The sequence below is a fragment of the Brevundimonas sp. KH_025 genome, assembly GCF_057839885.1.
Genome location: NZ_CM174501.1, coordinates 1,701,406 through 1,718,766, shown reverse-complemented (window position 1 = coordinate 1,718,766; position 17,361 = coordinate 1,701,406). Strand labels below are relative to the sequence as shown.

Annotated in this window: 13 protein-coding genes; 1 reads left to right on the top strand and 12 read right to left on the bottom strand. The window is 67.1% G+C overall.

What is annotated here, in order from left to right; genetic code table 11:
- Positions 1 to 19: 19 nt before the first annotated feature.
- Positions 20 to 1,606: a phytoene desaturase family protein gene (locus tag AC3IS2_RS08610; protein WP_489197218.1), complete on the top strand. Its 1,587-nt coding sequence runs from the start codon at positions 20 to 22 to the stop codon at positions 1,604 to 1,606.
- On the opposite strand, the gene AC3IS2_RS08605 is transcribed toward AC3IS2_RS08610, so the two are convergent.
- The 12 genes from AC3IS2_RS08605 to AC3IS2_RS08550 all read right to left on the bottom strand — a co-directional run bounded on the left by AC3IS2_RS08605 (position 1,593) and on the right by AC3IS2_RS08550 (position 17,343).
- Entirely contained in the window at positions 1,593 to 1,970 is a 378-nt protein-coding gene (locus tag AC3IS2_RS08605; protein ID WP_489197217.1) for a response regulator, read from the bottom strand. The genes AC3IS2_RS08610 and AC3IS2_RS08605 overlap by 14 nt on opposite strands.
- The gene (locus AC3IS2_RS08600) at positions 1,967 to 3,478 is read right to left on the bottom strand and encodes an HWE histidine kinase domain-containing protein (RefSeq protein ID WP_489197215.1); all 1,512 of its coding nucleotides are present in this window, start codon (positions 3,476 to 3,478) and stop codon (positions 1,967 to 1,969) included. Before AC3IS2_RS08600 ends, AC3IS2_RS08605 begins: the two co-directional genes overlap by 4 nt.
- Positions 3,479 to 3,594: 116 nt before the next feature.
- Positions 3,595 to 4,707, bottom strand: coding sequence for an endo-1,4-beta-xylanase (locus tag AC3IS2_RS08595; protein WP_489197214.1), 1,113 nt, complete (start codon positions 4,705 to 4,707; stop codon positions 3,595 to 3,597).
- 229 nt (positions 4,708 to 4,936) lie between these two features.
- The gene (gene bcsS / locus AC3IS2_RS08590) at positions 4,937 to 5,662 is read right to left on the bottom strand and encodes a cellulose biosynthesis protein BcsS (RefSeq protein ID WP_489197212.1); all 726 of its coding nucleotides are present in this window, start codon (positions 5,660 to 5,662) and stop codon (positions 4,937 to 4,939) included.
- 93 nt (positions 5,663 to 5,755) lie between these two features.
- On the bottom strand, positions 5,756 to 6,892 hold the full coding sequence (locus AC3IS2_RS08585) for an NAD-dependent epimerase/dehydratase family protein (protein WP_489197211.1): 1,137 nt from the start codon (positions 6,890 to 6,892) through the stop codon (positions 5,756 to 5,758).
- Positions 6,893 to 6,905: 13 nt separating this feature from the next.
- Positions 6,906 to 8,345 carry a glycosyltransferase family 2 protein gene (locus AC3IS2_RS08580; RefSeq protein ID WP_489197209.1) on the bottom strand — a complete coding sequence of 480 codons (1,440 nt, stop codon included), beginning with the start codon at positions 8,343 to 8,345 and terminating at the stop codon, positions 6,906 to 6,908.
- Between the two features lie 87 nt (positions 8,346 to 8,432).
- Positions 8,433 to 9,467 carry a UDP-glucuronic acid decarboxylase family protein gene (locus tag AC3IS2_RS08575; RefSeq protein WP_489197207.1) on the bottom strand — a complete coding sequence of 345 codons (1,035 nt, stop codon included), beginning with the start codon at positions 9,465 to 9,467 and terminating at the stop codon, positions 8,433 to 8,435.
- A gap of 280 nt (positions 9,468 to 9,747) precedes the next feature.
- On the bottom strand, positions 9,748 to 10,782 hold the full coding sequence (locus AC3IS2_RS08570; RefSeq protein ID WP_489197206.1) for a DUF2891 domain-containing protein: 1,035 nt from the start codon (positions 10,780 to 10,782) through the stop codon (positions 9,748 to 9,750).
- Position 10,783: 1 nt separating this feature from the next.
- Positions 10,784 to 11,749, bottom strand: a complete 966-nt coding sequence (locus tag AC3IS2_RS08565; RefSeq protein WP_489197205.1) for a DUF979 domain-containing protein — start codon at positions 11,747 to 11,749, stop codon at positions 10,784 to 10,786.
- Entirely contained in the window at positions 11,746 to 12,480 is a 735-nt protein-coding gene (locus AC3IS2_RS08560) for a DUF969 domain-containing protein (protein ID WP_489197203.1), read from the bottom strand. Before AC3IS2_RS08560 ends, AC3IS2_RS08565 begins: the two co-directional genes overlap by 4 nt.
- Positions 12,481 to 12,521: 41 nt before the next feature.
- A complete protein-coding gene (locus tag AC3IS2_RS08555) occupies positions 12,522 to 16,136 on the bottom strand; it encodes a hydantoinase B/oxoprolinase family protein (RefSeq protein WP_489197202.1) in 3,615 nt (1,204 codons plus the stop codon).
- 31 nt (positions 16,137 to 16,167) lie between these two features.
- The gene (locus tag AC3IS2_RS08550; RefSeq protein ID WP_489197201.1) at positions 16,168 to 17,343 is read right to left on the bottom strand and encodes a DNA cytosine methyltransferase; all 1,176 of its coding nucleotides are present in this window, start codon (positions 17,341 to 17,343) and stop codon (positions 16,168 to 16,170) included.
- Positions 17,344 to 17,361 lie beyond the last annotated feature (18 nt).

Sequence of the window (17,361 nt, the reverse complement as noted above, 5' to 3'; positions counted from 1 at the left end):
TCGAGGGGAAGCGGACGGCATGGCGCAATCACGGACGGACGTCGTCATCCTGGGCGGCGGGCACAACGGGCTGGTCTGCGCCTTCTATCTGGCGCGGGCCGGGCTGAAGGTGACGGTGCTGGAGCGACGCGGCGTGGTCGGCGGGGCGGCGGTGACGGAGGAGTTCCATCCCGGCTTCCGCAACTCGACCGCCAGCTACACCGTCAGCCTGCTGAACCCGCGCGTCATCGCCGATATGGAGCTGGCTCGCCACGGGCTGCGGGTGGTCGAGCGGCGCGCGGCCAACTTCCTGCCCTTCGATGACGGGCGCTACCTGCTGACCGGCGAGGGGCGGACCCAGGCCGAGGTGGCCAAGTTCTCGACCCGCGACGCCGAACGTCTGCCTGACTATGAGGCGCGGCTGGAGACGGTCGCCGCCATCCTGCGCGACCTGATCCTGACCACGCCGCCGAACGTCGTCGAGGGCGGCTGGCTGGCGGCCCTGCCGGAGATGCTGAAGGCGGCGTCGCTGGGGCGGCGCGTCTCGGGGCTGGACATGACGGGGCGGCGCGACCTGCTGGACCTGTTCGCCAAGTCGGCGGGCGACTGGCTGGACGGCTGGTTCGAGAGCGATCCGATCAAGGCCCTGTTCGGCTTCGACAGCGTCGTCGGCAACTACGCCAGCCCCTATACGCCCGGCTCGGCCTATGTCCTGCTGCACCACGTCTTCGGCGAGGTGAACGGCAAGAAGGGCGCCTGGGGCCACGCGATCGGCGGCATGGGGGCCATCACCCAGGCCATGGCCGCCGCCTGCGCCGAGCAGGGCGTCGACATCCGTCTGGACGCGCCGGTCGCCGAGGTTCTGACCGAAAAGGGCAGGGCGGTCGGCGCCGTGACCGAGGCGGGCGACGCAGTCCGCGCCCGCGCCGTCGTCTCCAACCTGCACCCGCGCCTGCTGTTCGACCGGCTGGTCGATCCGGCCGTGGTTCCGGCGGATTTCACTGAGCGGATGAGCCGCTACGCCTCGGGTTCCGGCACCTTCCGCATGAACGTGGCCCTGTCTGAACTTCCCCGGTTCACGGCCTTGCCGGGCGCGGGCGATCACCTGACGGCGGGCATCATCATCGCGCCGACGCTGGCCTATATGGACCGCGCCCATGCCGAGGCGCGGCTGAACGGCTGGTCGTCAAAGCCGATCGTCGAGATGCTGATCCCCTCGACCCTGGACGACAGTCTGGCCCCGCCCGGCCAGCACGTCGCCAGCCTGTTCTGTCAGCACGTCGCGCCCGATCTGGCGGACGAGCATCGCGACACAGTGGCCGACCTGATGATCGAGACGGTCGAGGCCCATGCGCCGGGGTTCAAGGCCTCGGTGGTCGGGCGGCTGGCGCTGGGCCCGCGCGATCTGGAGCGGCGCTTCGGACTGATCGGCGGCGACATCTTCCACGGGCGGCTGACGTTGGATCAGCTGTTCAGCGCCCGCCCTGTGCTGGGCCACGCCGATCACCGGATGCCGGTCCCAGGGCTTTACCTGTGCGGTTCCGGGGCCCACCCCGGCGGCGGGGTGACGGGCGCGCCGGGCCACAACGCGGCCCGCGCCATTTTGAAGGATCTCAAGCCAGGCTGATGTTCAGCACCTTCATCAGGGCGTTGCGAATGGCGCCCTCGGTGAAGGGTTTCTGGATAGTGGGATGGCCGCGCCAGTGTTCGGGCAGGCCCGCCTCGCCATAACCGGTGGAGAAGACGAAGGGCACGCCGCGCGCCTTCAGCGCCTCGGCCACCGGAAAGACCTCGCGCCCCGCCACGTTGACGTCCAGCAGGGCGGCGTCCAGCGCAGCCTCATGGGTCGCCGATCGAAGGCCGTCGTCGATGTTGGATTCCGGACCGACCACGGAGCAGCCCATGTCGTCCAGTATGGTTTCCAGCAGCATGGCCACCAAAGACTCGTCTTCGATGACCAGCACGCGCCGACCCTGCAGGGCGTTCGTCATTCCGCTTCCTTCGTCAGCGGGATGGAGATCTCCGCTGTAAACCCATCGCTTGAGTAGCGGCGTTCGACGGTTCCGGCCAGATCATGCCGCACATTGCGCTCGATAAGCCGGCTGCCGAAGCCGCGGCGATCCGGCGCGGAGACAGCCGGTCCGCCGGTCTCGCGCCACCGGATGTTCAGGCGCGGCGCATGGAGGTCGGCGACCGACCAGTCCACAAGCACGCGTCCGTCGCCCGGCGACAGGGCGCCGTATTTGGCGGCGTTGGTCGCCAGCTCGTGGAAGATCATGCCCAGCGAGACGGCGGTCGCCGGGTCCAGCCCGACGTTCGGTCCATTCAGAGACAGGCGGTTGGCGCCGTGCGCTTCGGTCTCATGCTTCAGGACGGCCCGCAGATCCGCGCCTTCCCAGTGGCTTAGGGTCAGCAGGTCGTGGGTGTGGGACAGCGATAGGATGCGCGACTGGAAGGTCTCGGCGAAGGAGCGCGGATCGTCGTGCGAGCGCGCGGTCTGCATGGCGATCGACTGGACGGTGGCCAGGGTGTTCTTCACGCGGTGGTTCAGCTCGTCGATCATCAGCTTCTGACGTTCGGCGGCGACCACGGTGTCGGTCACGTCGTGGCCCTGGACGAAGATGCCGACGATCTCGCCGGCCTGATCCCGGATCGGCTGGTACATGAAGTCGAGATACCGGGTCTCGAGCGGCCCGTTGGGCGTGTGTTGCAGTTGAACCGGGCTTTGCCGTCCATGGAAGGGTTCGCCGGTCGCATAGACCTCGTCGAGAAAGTCGTAATACCCCTGACCCGACAGTTCCGGCAGGGCGTCGCGGATCGCCTTGCCGGCGATGTCGCGGTGGCCGATCAACTGGCTGTAGGCCCCGTTGATCAACTGGAAGACATGGTTCGGTCCGTTCAGAACGGCGACGAAACCGGGCGCCTGCATGAACATGTCCAGCAGTTGCTTGCGCTCGTTCACCAGCCGCCGGTTGTCGGCCTGAACCGTCATGGCGCGGCGGAAGACGCCGCCGCCGATCATGGAATCCAGGGCCGAGGTGGTTTCGCTGGGCCGCTGCCGCGCGACCTGCCGACGCAGTTTTTCCAGTTCTGTGATGTCGCTCGTGTGCTGGAGGATGTGGGTGACGCGGCCTGTATCATCCATGATCGGCGTGTGAGTGCAGCTCCAGTAACGGTCCTCATAGACGATTTCGCCGTCGGGACCGGGGATGGGGATGGCGTAGTGAAGGACCGCCAGATGGTCAGCTTGGCCGGTTTCGAGAACCTTCTCGAACGACGACAGAAGTTGGCGCGCGTTTTCCGCCGCCTTCTCGCCCGGTCCGGCGTCGAACATCTCCATGACGGCGCGGCCGATCAGGTCGCTTCTGCGCCTCTGGGTGACATCCAGATAGGCCTGATTCATCCCCGCATAGCGCAACTGGTCGTCCAGCAGCATGTAGGGATTGGGCGAGGCGTCGAACGCTGCGACCAGATCAATTGTCTTGGCGAGTGTTCGCACCCTGTCCCCCGGTTCCGCTCCTCTAACGCGAGGCGCAGCGAAAGGGTGCGTGTTTTCGAAGCAAAAACTTGAGCCTTGTCCAGCGAGGGCGCCCCGGGGCGCCGAGCGGCAGCGGCTCAGGCGCTGGCGCGCAGGGTGTCGGCCAGGGCCCAGTACATGGGCTTGGGGCTGTAGGCGTCGTCGTAGGGCAGGCCGCGGTTGACGTCTTGGGCGGCCCGAACGCGGGCGTCGACCTGCTCGGTCAGCCATGAGAACTTGTCGGTCAGGCCCCAGGTCACGACGCCGCGCACCTCGGGGAAGGCCAGCATGACGTCGAGGTAGCGCCGGGTTTCGTCGGCGACCTTTTGGTCGCGCGCGGCGGTCGGGGCGCCGGATTCCGATTCCTTGACGTCCAGTTCAGTCACGGTGATGTCGAGGCCTAGGTCGATCAGGGCCTTGGTCATCTCTTGCAGACCGACGGTGTCGATCGGTCCCTTGGACAGATCCAGGTGGGCCTGAACGCCGACGCCGTCCAGCGGGACGTTGGCTGCGCGCAGGCGCCGGGCCAGGGCGACGAAGGCCTGGCGTCGGGCCTTGTCGACCGGATTGCCGTATTCAAAGCCGTAGTCGTTGACGACCAGATGGGCCTGGGGCGCGTGCGTCCGCGCCTCTTCCAGCGCGCGCTCGATATAGGTCGGGCCAAAGGCGCGGAAGAAGGTGTTGCGGCGCAAGGACCGGGCGCCCGCCTCGGTGTCGATGGGTTCGTTGATGACGTCCCACTCGTCGATGCGCGACCCATAGCGGCCCAGGACGCGCGAGAAATGCTCGGACATCAGCCGCCAGTCGCGATGCTCCAGCATTTCGCGCTTGGCCCAGTCGGGCGTGCTCTGATCCCACAGCAGGGTGTGGCCGCGCACGCGCAGGCCGTTTTCGTCCGAGAACGCCAGCAGGTCATCGACCGGGGCGAAGTTGAACTGGTCCTTGCGCCATTCCAGCGAGTTCCATTTCAGATGGATCTCGGGAGTCAGCACCTCGCAATCGCGCAGCACGGCGGCACGTAGAGCCTTGTCGTCGCGCAGGTGGTCGGCGCGGGCTGCGGCGCCGTAATAGCGTCCGCCGCTGCGGGCGGCGCGGGACAGGGACGTGGGCGTATTCGATGCGGCGGGCAGGGCGGCGCCTTCTCCCTCGGGCACGGCCCAGGCGCCGTGAGGCATGACGGCGAGCGCCGGGGCCAGCGCAAGGCCGGTCAATACGGTTCGTCGTGACGGAAGCGTCAGCATACTACGCCTAGCCTTCTCAAGTCGCGGAGAAGAGTAAGCGTGATCGTTAAGCTCCCCGGGGATAACGCCGGGTTAACGATTGCCGAGCGGTGGTTTTAAGGCGAAAAAGCAGTCGCCTTTTGTCGAGCCTCCTTAAAGCTAAGCTTGGAGGAGCGAGGCGAGGTCGGATGGTTTCGTTGATCCGACCTCGCGGAAAGACTTAGAAGCCGCGATAGAATCCGACGCGAACATAGCCGTCGGAGCCTCTGTCGTCCCCGTCGCTGTATCCGGCCGAGAGCTGGATTTCCGACTTGTCGTCGATCTTGAAGCCGACGACCGGGCCGATGTGAAAGGCGCTGTAGTTGGAATCCCCGTCGGCGGCGACCTCCATCCCTACGCGCACGCGGCCCGAGGCGCCGACCGTGTGCGTCAGACTGGCCAGGGCGTCGTAGTCGTCCAGCTGGAAGCCGTAGGAACCGTACCAGTCGGCCCGCCAGGGGCCGGCGACGTGGCCGCCTTCCAGGCTGACCATCACCTCGCCCTGGCCGCCGTCGCGGCGGTTGCCGGGGTCGCCGGGGCTGAGGTCGGTGTCGACGTAGCGATAGCCCAGGCCGACGCTGCCCCAGGTCGGGCCCGAGCCGAAGCGATAGATCAGCTCCGCCTGACCGCCGGTGAAGTCGGCGTCGATCGTCGTCGGTCCGTTCAGGTATTCATAGCCGCCGGTATAGACCGCACCGCGCACGGCCCAGCCCTTGTTGTCGACCGAGCCGGGCAAGCCGATCGTGGCCCCGGCGTAGGCCGAATCCGCGACATCCAATTTGCCGCCGGCGAAAATCGTCACGTCGCTTTGCGCCGCGGCGGATCCGGACCAGCCAGCCGCGCCGAGGGCGACCAGGGCGGCTGCGATTGACGTTTTCGATGCGAGGCGACGGCGTTGGTCGGTCATGAACATTCCCTAACGAAAGTATCGAGCACGCCGCCTTGTCGGCAGCGCAGAGGAAGGCGCTTCAGCTACGCTGGATCATTTTGGTTAATACTTTCAGACGACCAATTTTCCTCGTGTCAGTTCGGCCAGGCTTTCGGCGCTGCGGTCTATCGGCACCTTGGTGCGCGACACCCAGGCGATCAGCTCGGCCATGCCGGTCTCCATGTCGCGTTCCGGCTTGAAGCCGTAGGTCCGCTCGATCTTGGAGATGTCGCCGAAACAGTGCCGGATGTCGCCGACACGATACTTGTTCAGCACCTCGGGCGCGATGTTCTTGCCCAGCAGTCGGGCCAGCACCCCCGCGATTTCGTTGACCGAGATCGCGGCGCCGCTGCCGACGTTGAACACGTCCCAGGTCTCGCGGTCGCTGTCCAGAACCGTGGCGAAGGCCCGCGCCACGTCCTGGACGTGAACGAAGTCGCGCATCTGGCGGCCGTCCTCGAACACCAGGGGCGGCTGGTCGTTCAGCAGGCGCGAGATGAAGATGGCGGCCACCCCGGTATAGGGATTGCTCAGCGCCTGACGCGAGCCGTAGGCGTTGAACAGGCGCAGGGCGACGGTCGGGATCTGCAGCGCCCGCCCGACCGAGAGGAACATCTCTTCGTGGTCGCGCTTGTTCACGGCGTAGATGGAGTTTGGCTGCAGCAGCTTGTCTTCCGCCGTGGGGACGGGCTCCAGTTCCTCGCCGTCGACCATGACCTCCCACTGCCGCGCTTCAAGCTGAGCATGGGGGCGGACGTCGGCGGTGATGTGGCTGTTGGTCGAGGGGCGGATGTAGTCGCCCTCGCCGTAGATCGACATGGACGAGGCCACGGCCATGCGCTGGACCGTGTGCGGCTTCTGCGACAGCACCTCCAGCATGACCGCGGCGGCCATGACGTTGTTGCGGGTGTAGTCGACGATGTTGGTCATGCTCTGGCCGACGCCGACCGAGGCCGCCAGGTGCGCCAGGTGGGTGACGCCCTCCAGCGCGGCCTCGAACACGCCCTCGTCCAGCAGGTCGCCCTTGATCCGACGCGCGCGCCGATCGAGGTAGGTCGGCCAGCCGTCGGCGTCCATCTCGCCGTCGGCGTGCACCTGGGGCGACAGGCTGTCGAGGACGCTGACGCGATAGCCCCGCGCCAGCATGACATCGACCAGGTGCGAGCCGATGAAGCCGGCGCCGCCGGTGATCAGGATATGCTTGTCCATGAACCTCGCCCGCTCAGTGGTGGTGAGGGAGGACGCCGTACTGGTCCAGCTTGGACCGCACGAGCGCGTTGTTGGCGTCGATCTTCTCGGTGCGCTGCCAGACCTGACCGCTGTCCTTCAGGTACATGACGAAGCCCAGGGTCAGCGGAATGATCCACATGCACCACCAGATCATCACGAACACCGGATTGACCATCAGCATGTAGCCGATGCGGTCGATCGTGCGCTCCAGCACCAGTCCTGTGCGCGTCCAGGTCCGCATATAGAGGCCGACGATCAGGACGGTGAAGGCGATGATGTTGAAGATCGACAGGATCACCAGCCACAGGGGCAGGAAGTCGTCGCCGTTGAAGAAGCGCCACGCCGCCCAGATCCCCAGGGGGATGCCCAGGGTGTTCACCCACAAAGACATGCAGGGCAGGAAGTTGGTCCAGGCGCGGACGCGTTCGCCGAAGGTGAAGTCCATCTCCTTCAGGGGCGTGCCCAGGCTCTGGAAGAAGCCGGCGACCCAGCGCTTCCTTTGGGTGACGCCTTCGCCGAAGGTTTCGGGGACCTCTTCGATCAGCGAGTTGTCGATGATGCCCAGGGTCTTGCCGTTCTTCCAGAACCGCTCGCCGACCTCGGGGTCCTCGATGGTGATCCAGGGATGGAAGCCGCCCAGGGCGATCAGGTCTTCGACCTTGAAGAACAGCCCCTTGCCCAGGACCCAGAAGGGTTGCTTGGGGTCCGACAGGTGGCCGTACTTGGCGCCGTCCCACGTCATGTGGTCGAAAGCGTGGAAGGCGGCGGCCAGGCTGGCGTTCAGGTTGCCGGCGACGTTGCGGGCCTGAAGCACGTCGTACTTCTGCAGGCCGATGGCGGCGGCCTTGAAGTGATCGGCCGGCGGGCAGCTGTCGGCGTCGATGTAGTCGATGGTCAGATTGGTCTTGTCGCGGTGCGTCGCGGCGACCTGATACAGGGCGTAGATCAACTGCCGGGTCTTCTTGGGCGGCAGGTCCTTGACCCCGGCGCGTTTGCCCCTGTGCCACCAATAGGCCTTGGGGTTGGCGTCCCAGGCGTTCCAGACCACGTCCCATCGCGGGTCGCTGGTCGGCGGGACCTCCAGGATCTCCACGAAGGGATAGGCCTGGGCCAGCCGTTTCAGGCTGGCGACGGTTTCAGCGTCGTTCGCGTTGGGAATGGCCACGACGCGATAGCGGTCGCGCGGGTAGTCGAGCTTGGCCAGGGAGGTGAAGGTCGTCTCCATCGTGCGCTCAAGCTCTCGGAGCACGGGGTAGAGCAGGACGATGAAGGGGAGGTCCGCGTCGGCGGGCATCGGATCGTCCATGTCCACGCTCTGAACGCGCAGGGAACGGAAATACATCTCCAGCAGGAAGCAGCCCAGGTAAAGCAGCTGGGATATGGCGAACAGCCATATGAGAATCGTCGGAAGGTTGTTTTCGTAGATTTGCATCGAAAGGCCCGCCCAGAATTTTCGTGTTGGAGTGCTGTCTTTCCAGTCGTGTCGAGAGTGTCTCTTTGGGGCTGTGTCGTACTGATCTCAGGAGGCGAGCGCGCTTGTCGGACTGCGGCCGCTGTTTCTCATCTCGTCCATGAAGTAGGCGATGGTTTTGCTCAACCCGTCGTGCAGAGGCACCTGCGGGGACCAGTTCAGCCGCGCCAGGGCGCGTGAAATGTCGGGCTTGCGCCGCTGGGGGTCGTCCACCGGAAGCGGATGGTAGACGATCTTGGAGCTGGAGCCGGCCATGGTCAGGATCTGTTCCGCCAATTGGTTGACGGTGGTCTCGTTCGGATTGCCGATGTTGATCGGGCCGTCGATGCCCGAATTCGCGTTCATCAGGCGCACGAACCCTTCGACCAGGTCATCGACGAAGCAGAAGGAGCGGGTCTGCTCGCCGCTGCCGTAGATGGTGATGTCCTCGCCCAGCAGGGCCTGAACGATGAAGTTCGAGACCACGCGCCCGTCGTCGGGGTGCATGCGGGGGCCGTAGGTGTTGAAGATGCGCACGATCCGCGTCGTCAGGCCGTGCTGGGCGCCGAAGTCCGTGACCAGGGTCTCGGCGAAACGCTTGCCCTCGTCATAGCAGGAGCGCGGGCCGACCGTGTTGACGTTGCCTCTGTAGTTCTCGGTCTGCGGATGAACTTCGGGATCGCCATAGATCTCCGACGTCGAGGCCTGGAAGAAACGCGCCCTGTCGGCGGCGGCCTTGTTCAGAAGATTCAGCGTTCCCAGCGAGCATGTCAGCGCCGTTTTGACGCGATCATACTGATAGTGGACGGGAGATGCCGGGCAGGCGAGGTTGTATATTTGATCGACGGTTGGAAGGTCGTTCGGAAGGGCGTCGTTGATGTCGTGATTGAGGAGCAGGAAGCGCCCCGATGATTCTAGGTGGGCAACATTCTGTGGTCTTCCAGTGTGAAAGTTGTCGATACAGATTACAAAATGTCCGCTTTCGATCAGTCGAGTGCATAGGTGGGATCCAAGAAATCCTGCTCCACCGGCAACAATGATTGTTGCATTGGATGCTTCGTCATAGTTTTCATGACGATTGTAGAAATGACGATTTTCAACCATCTCTTGCGATCCCGAGTGATCATGTAGTTTTAGGCTGTTCGGTCCACCACGACGACTTCATTCATCCGGTGCGCGAATTTCGAAAAGCGTAAGCGGCACCTTAAGAACCTGTTAACAAACGATGCGACCTTGGGTTCCGTTTACATTTCGACGGAAATGCGACGAAGCTTCGCGGCGCAACCGCAGGGCCGGCCGCAGGCAAGGCCTGGCGCTGTCCGGTTGTGGCCTGGACAGTGGGGCGGTGGCGGCGAAGGAAGGCGACGGCTGCGGTCGCCCGGCGTCAGCGCTCGGGGGCGGACGCTGTCAGAAGGGCCAGCAAGGCGAAGCTGGCCAGCCAGTGTTCGCCCATATAGTCGCCGGTCACGTGGGGCAGGGCGGCGTCGAGGTGGACCGCCGCCGCCTGCTCGCCGACCGGGCGGCGAGGGTCGTCGGCAGACAGCCCGGCGATGACCTCGCGCCAGCACCAGCCTCGGCTCAGGTTCAACCCGTCCAGGTGGGCGATCTTGCCATCGGTGCGGTCGCTGACGCGGGCGGGCGACAGCAGGGTCGCGGGCTGGCCGTCGCTCAGGCGCGGCAGGAAATCATCGAACCAGGACTGGAAGTCGGTCGCGGGCAGGACCCGTCGCATCAGCACGGCCTCCATCAGGGCCGGCGACAGGAACTCGTCCTGCGACGGCTCCCAGGCCTGACAGTCGCGGTCCCCGGCGTGCCAGCGCAGGGCGGCGCTACGGCAGGCGGCGGTCAGATCGGCGTCGTGGGCTTCGGCGTAATCCAGCGTCAGCCGCAGGGCGAAGGCGGTGTTGTAGTGGGTGCCGACCCGCACCGGATAATCGGCCAGCGGCAGGAAGGCCTTGAACCGGTCGGCGAAGACCAGCGCCAGCGGGCGCAGGGTCTCGGCCCAGCGGCGGCCCTCGTCGGTGTCGTGGCGTTCCAGCTCGGCCGCCAGCATCAGCAGCCAGGCCCAGCCGTAGGGGCGCTCGAACCCCCGGCTTTCGGGGCGGGCCAGATAGGCGGCTTCGCCCGCGACGTTCTCGGGCGTGAACAGGTCGTCGGCCAGGGCGCGGATGGCTGGCGCCTCGGCCATGTCGGGATGCAGCCGATAGAGGGTGAACAGGGTCCACCAGCCGTGGACGCAGGAATGCCAGTCGAAGCTGCCGAAGAAGATCGGGTGCATGTCGCGCGGGGTGCGGGCGTCCTGCGGCCCGGTCAGCACGTGCATGATGTGGTTCGGATATTCCCGCGTCACATGGCCCAGCGCCGTGGCGGCGAAACGGGAGGCCAGGTCAGCATTGGGGGCGGTTTCGATCTGGGTCATGTCAGAACCGGAAGGCGAGGAAGTACATCAGCAGCATGTTGGCGATCAGCATGACGGCGGCGGTCGGCGCCTGGGCGCGGATGACTCCGTTCAAAGGCGAGTTGCGGTCGGGCAGTTCCAGCAGGTTGGCCGGCACGACGTTGAAGTTGGCGGCCATGGGCGTCATCAACGTCCCGCAGAAACCGGCCAGCATGCCGATGGCGCAGACGATGGCCGGATCGCCGCCGAACTGATGCACCACGATGGGCAGGCCGATGGCGGCGGTCATGACGGGGAAGGCGGCGAAGGCGTTGCCCATGATGATGGTGAACAGGGCCATGCCCGCGCAATAGGCGAAGACGGCCAGGAAGGCCGAGGTCATGGGGATGACCCGCGCGATCAGATCGCCCACCACCTGACCTACGTCGGCGGCCAGGAAGACCGCGCCCAGCGAGGCCAGCATTTGCGGCAACAGGGCGGCCCAGCCGATGGAGTCCATCAGGCGACGCCCTTCCTGAACCGGGGCCATGACCGGCGGCCGGAACCAGGCCATGGCCGCGACCAGGGCGACGACGCAGCCCAGGCCCAGCGAGATCAGCGTCGTCTGCACCGGCGAGATCAGCCAGGCCCCGGCAGGCGTGTGCTTGGCTAACAGGGTGCCGCCGACCGCGACCAGAGGCACCATCAGGGCGGGCACGAACAGGGCGTTCTTCCAGCGTTGGGCGCTGACATGCCGCTGTTCGGACGTGGTGGTGGCGGGCTTGCCGACGCCCAGCTTGCCCGAGGCGCCGATGACGACCAGGGCGATGACCAGAAGCCCGTTGCCCAGTCCGCCCAACCACGAGCCGAACAGCAGGGAGACGGCGATCAGGCCCCAGAACAGGGCGCTGCGGAACCGCGTCGGATTCAGCGGGTCGCGCAGACTGAGGATGGAGAAGGCCGCGAACATCAGGCCGGTGGCGATGTAGGCGTGTTCCAGCGTGATCATCGGCCAGCCTCCCCGTCTTCGACGACATCCGGCACGGCCATGTCCTTCTTCACCTGCCGGTCGAACATCAGCAGCCGCACGCCATGGACCAGGAAGGCGATGAGGGCGGTGGGGATGGCCCAGAGGGAGACGTGCAGGGCTTCGACGCGGATGCCCGCCTGTTCCAGGAAGCCGACGATCAGGACGATGGAGCCGATGGCGATGAAGATGTCCTCGCCAAAGAACAGCCCGACATTGTCAGTGCCCGCCGCCATGCCGCGAATGCGGAAGCGGGCCTTGTCGGTCAGGGGGCCATGCTGGGTCTCGGCCGCGCCCTCGGCCATCGGCGCGATCAGCGGGCGGACCATCTGCGGGTGGCCGCCCAGCGAGGTCAGGCCCAGAGCCGAAGTCGCTTGACGCACCAGCAGATAGATCAGCATCAGCCGCCCGGTGGTCGCCGCCTTGAAGCGCGTCACCAGATCGCGCGCACGCTCCTGCAGCCCTGCGCGCTCCAATAGCCCGATCACCGGCAGGACCAGCCAGGTGATGTGGAAGTAGCGGTTGTCGTTGAAGGCCTGTCCGAAGCGCGAAATCGTGTCGATCCCGGCCGTCAGCAGACCTTGCGCGTCAACGCCCGGCCCGACCGCCGCCAGCACCCCGGTGGCGATCGCGGCGACCAGAATGACCACCAGCGGATTGATCCGGGCGACGAAGCCCGCGACCACGATCAATATTCCCAGAAGCACCAGCATGGTTCGTCCTCCCCGACGAATGGTTGCGCGGTTCGGTCGGCTCAGGAAGCGTCTTTCGCGCCGAAGCCGCCGCCGCCGGGCGTTTCGATGACGAAGACGTCGCCGACCTGCATGGCGACCTCGGCGGTGGCGGCCAGAGGCTCGACCGCGCCGTTCGCCCGCTCGACCCGATTAACCCCGACCGCGCCCGGCCCGCCGCCCTCGACGCCGAAGGGCGGCACGCGGCGGTGGTTGGACAGGATGGCGGCGGTCATCGGCTCCAGGAATTGTATGCGCCGCACCGTCCCGTCGCCGCCCTGCCAGCGCCCGGCGCCGCCCGAACCACGCCGGATCGAGAACTCTTCCAGCAGGACGGGAAAGCGGGTCTCCAGCACCTCCGGGTCGGTCAGGCGGCTGTTGGTCATGTGGGTCTGGACTGCGCTGGTCCCGTCAAAGCCTGGCCCGGCGCCCGAGCCGCCGGCGATGGTCTCGTAATACTGACGCGCCTCGTCGCCGAAGGTGAAGTTGTTCATCGTCCCCTGGCTGGAGGCCAGGACGCCGAGCGCGCCGTACAGCGCATCCACCACGGCCTGACTGGTCTCGACATTGCCCGCGACGACGGCGGCCGGATAGCGCGGGTTCAGCATCGAGCCTTCGGGCACGATCAGTTCGATCGGCTTCAGACAACCCTCGTTCAGCGGAATGGCGTCGTCCACCAGGGTGCGGAAGACATAGAGGGTGGCCGCCCGCGCGATCGACAGCGGCGCGTTGAAATTGGTCGGCAGCTGGTCGCTGGTCCCGGTGAAATCGACGACGGCGCTGCGATTGGCGACATCCACGTCGATGCGGACGCGGATGACGGCGCCGTCGTCCATCTCATAGGCGAAGGAACCGGGTTTCAGGGCGGCGATGGCGCGGCGGACGGCTTCTTCGGCGTTGTCCTGAACATGGCCCATGTAGGCGGCGACGACGGTGCGGCCGAACTCGCCGGTCATGCGGATCAGTTCGTCGGCGCCGCGCGTGCAGGCCGCGACCTGGGCCTTCAGATCGGCCAGGTTCTGATCGATATTGCGCGACGGCCGGGGACCGGAGGCGAACAGGGCGCGGGTCTCGGCCTCGCAAAGCGTCCCGGCGTTCACCAGCAGGAAGTCGTCGATCAGCACCCCTTCGTCGTCCACGCTGCGCGAGTTCGCGGGCATGGACCCCGGCGTGATCCCGCCCACATCGGCGTGGTGGCCGCGCGCCGCGACGAAGAAGGCGGGGGCGTCGTCGGCGTCGAGGAAGACCGGCATGATGACAGTGATGTCGGGCAGGTGGGTGCCGCCGTTGTAGGGGGCGTTCAGCATATAGACGTCGCCCGGCTTCATGCCCCTGCCGTCACGTCCGTCGCCGCGCGAGGCGATGACCGTGCGGATGCTTTCGCCCATCGAGCCCAGGTGGACCGGGATGTGCGGGGCGTTGGCGATCAGGGCGCCGCCCGCGTCGAAGACGGCGCAGGAGAAGTCCAGCCGCTCCTTGATGTTCACCGAATAGGCGGTGGCGCGCAGGGCCTCGCCCATCTGTTCGGCGCAGGCCATGAAGCGGCTGTTGAAGACCTCCAGCATGATCGGATCGACGTCTGTGCCGATGGCGGTGCGGGCGGGCAGGGGCACGACCCGTTGCAGCAGCAGGTTCGCCGCTGCATCGACCGAGGCGCGCCAGCCCGGCTCGACCACGGTGGTGCCGGTGTCCTCCAGCAGGACAGCGGGGCCGTCGACGGCGACGCCGGGCGTCAGGGCGTCGCGGCGATAGACCGGCGTGTCACGGTCCTCGCCCGCCATGCGGACGGTCAGGCGGGCGACGGAGGCCAGTTCGGCGGCGCTGGCCGCGAGCGACGTCGTCGGCGCCTGATCGGAGCGTCCGACAGCCTCGACCTCCAGCGTCTCGACGACCAGGGCCTTGCCCTCGGCGAAGAAGCCGAAGCGGCGGCGGTGCATCTCCGCGAACGCCTCGGCCATGGCGGCGGCGGGGCCGAAGGGCACGACCAGAGGCGTGTCCGATCCGGCGAACTTGATCTCGGCCCGCGCGAGGGTAGAGACGGCGTCGGCGGCGAAGCCCTGGGCCTCCAGATCGGCCCGCGCCGTGGTCGCCAGTTCGGCGATGCGGTCGTTCAGGCCGGCGTCCTGATCGGCGCCCAGCGGCGCGGCGACGGTCGTCTGGCGGATGGCGCGCACCTCGGCCAGTCCCATGCCATAGGCCGACAGCACGCCCGCGAAGGGATGCAGCAGCACCCTGGTCATGCCCAGCGCATCAGCGACCAGACAGGCGTGCTGCCCGCCCGCGCCGCCGAAGCAGTTCAGCACATAGCGGGTCACGTCATAGCCGCGCTGGATCGAGATCGAGCGGATCGCCTCGGCCATGTTCTGCACGGCGATGGTGACGAAACCCTCGGCCAGTTCTCCGAGCGTGACGGCGCGGCCGGTCGCGGTCGTGACCTCGGCCGCCATCGCCTCGAACTTCGTCCGCACGGCGTCTGCGTCCAGCGGCTGATCGGCGTGGGGGCCGAAGACGGCGGGGAAGAAGTCGGGGTTCAGCTTGCCCAGCATGACGTTGCAGTCCGTCACCGTCAGCGGCCCGCCGCGACGATAGGCGGCCGGTCCCGGCACGGCCCCGGCTGACTCAGGCCCGACCCGCAGCCGCCCGCCGTCGAACCGGCAGATAGAGCCGCCCCCTGCGGCCACGGTATGGATGCTCAACATCGGCGCCCGCAGCCGCACCCCGGCGACCACGGCGTCGGAAGTCCGCTCATAGTCCCCCGCGAAGTGGGACACGTCGGTCGAGGTGCCGCCCATGTCGAAGCCGATGACGCGGTCGAACCCGGCGGCCCGGGCCGTCTCGGCCATGGCGACCACGCCGCCCGCCGGTCCCGACAGGATGGCGTCCTTGCCCCGGAAGGCGTCGGCCGCCGTCAGCCCGCCTGACGACTGCATGAACTGCAACGGCGTCGCCTCGCCCAAGTCGGCCCCGACCCGATCCACATAGGCCCGCAGGATGGGCGACAGATAGGCGTCCGCCACCGTGGTGTCGCCGCGCCCGATCAGTTTGATCAGGGCGCCGACCTCATGACTGACCGAGACCTGCTCGAACCCGACCTCGCGCGCGATCTCGGCCAGCCGCGTCTCGTGGGCGGTGAAGCGCCAGCCGTGGACCAGGACGATGGCGATGGCGCGCAGCCCGGAGGCATAGGCCGCTGCGAAGTCGGCCCGCGCCTTGGCCTCGTCCAGCGGACGATCCAGCGCGCCGTCGGCGGTCACCCGCTCGTCGATCTCGACCACGAGATCATAGAGTTGATCGTTCAGCACGATGTGGCGCACGAACAGGTCAGGCCGCGCCTGCCAGCCGATCCTCAACGCGTCGCCGAACCCCGCTGTGATAGCCAGCAGGGTCGGCTCGCCCTTGCGTTCCAGCAAGGCGTTGGTCGCCACCGTGGTGCCCATCCGCACCTCGTCCACCAGGCCCGCGGCCAACGGGCCGGGCGCGGCGTTCAGGATGCGGCGGATGCCCTCGACGGCGGCGTCGGCGTATTGCTCGGGATTGACCGACAGCAGCTTGCCGGTCTGCAGCGCCCCGTCCGGCGCGCGTGCGACGATGTCGGTGAAGGTGCCGCCACGATCAATCCAGAAACGCCACGCTGTCATGCTCGTCCGTCCTGTCGATTGAAGGCTGGGGTCAGGCGGCCTGAACGCCGTCGATGGCCGTGACCCCACCCAGAGCGAGCGGCTCGAACACATGTTCCGCCAGATGCCGGACGACCGGCGCCGCCACTCCGTCGCCGGTCAGGTGATAGGCGTCGCTGTATTGCCGGGGCAGGACATAGCTGTCCTTCAGCCCCATCAGCCGCGCCGTCTCGCGCGCCGAGATCAGGCGCGAACGAATGCGGCGTCCCTCGACCACCAGAATGACCTGACGGCTGGATCCGCCCGAGGGGGTGCGCAGACAGCCCGCCACGTCGTCAAACCGGACCTCGGCGCGCTGCACCTTGGCGCCGGTCTCGTCCACGCGGGTGCGGCGATAGACGCCGCCGACCATGCGGCGTCCGGCGCGCTTGGCCGCCTCGACCTTGGCCAGATGGACCGGCGACATCATGTCGAGCAGCTTCTTGGTCTCAAGCTGATTGTGCCAGGCGACGCTGGTCGGGCGCTCCTCGATGATGTCGGCGAAGGTGGCGATGCGCCGCTCCGGCGTCGGCACGTTCCACCACAGCAGGCTGTCGCGCACGTCGTCGGGCAGGCTCCCGACCGCGCGGCGCAGGGCCCGCGTGTGGAAGGGTTCGATCGGTTCCGGCGACAGCAGTTCGGGCGCGACCTCGACCTCGGCGTGGACGCCGATGACGAACAGGCGCGGGCGCGACTGCGGCACGAACAGGTCGGCGTTGATGACCAGGGCGCCGTAGCGATAGCCGGCCTCGGCGAAGGTGTGGCAGATGGCCTCGAAGTCCTTGCCGCCGTGCGACGTCAGGGCGCCGCAGACGTTCTCGACCGCCACCATGCGGGGCGCGCGGCCGTCCTCGATCAGGCCGTGGATCAGCTTCCAGAAGGAATAGAAGGTGCCGGACCGCTCGCCCTCCAGCCCGGCGCCGACGCCCGCCAGCGACAGATCCTGACAGGGGAAGGAACCCCAGACCAGATCGGCCGTCCCCGGCAACTGCGCGGCCTCCAGCGCCCGGATGTCGCCCACCGTCAGTTCGCCGCCCGTGCCCCAGTTGGCCTGATAGGAAAAGCCCTTCTTGGCGTCGAAATCATTGGCGAACAGGCACGACCAATCCGGCCCCAGACCAGCGCGGACCATGCCGCCGCCGGCGAAGAACTCATAGAAGCTGGGGGCCGAGGAGGACGAATCGCGCATCCCGGCACTGTGACCCAG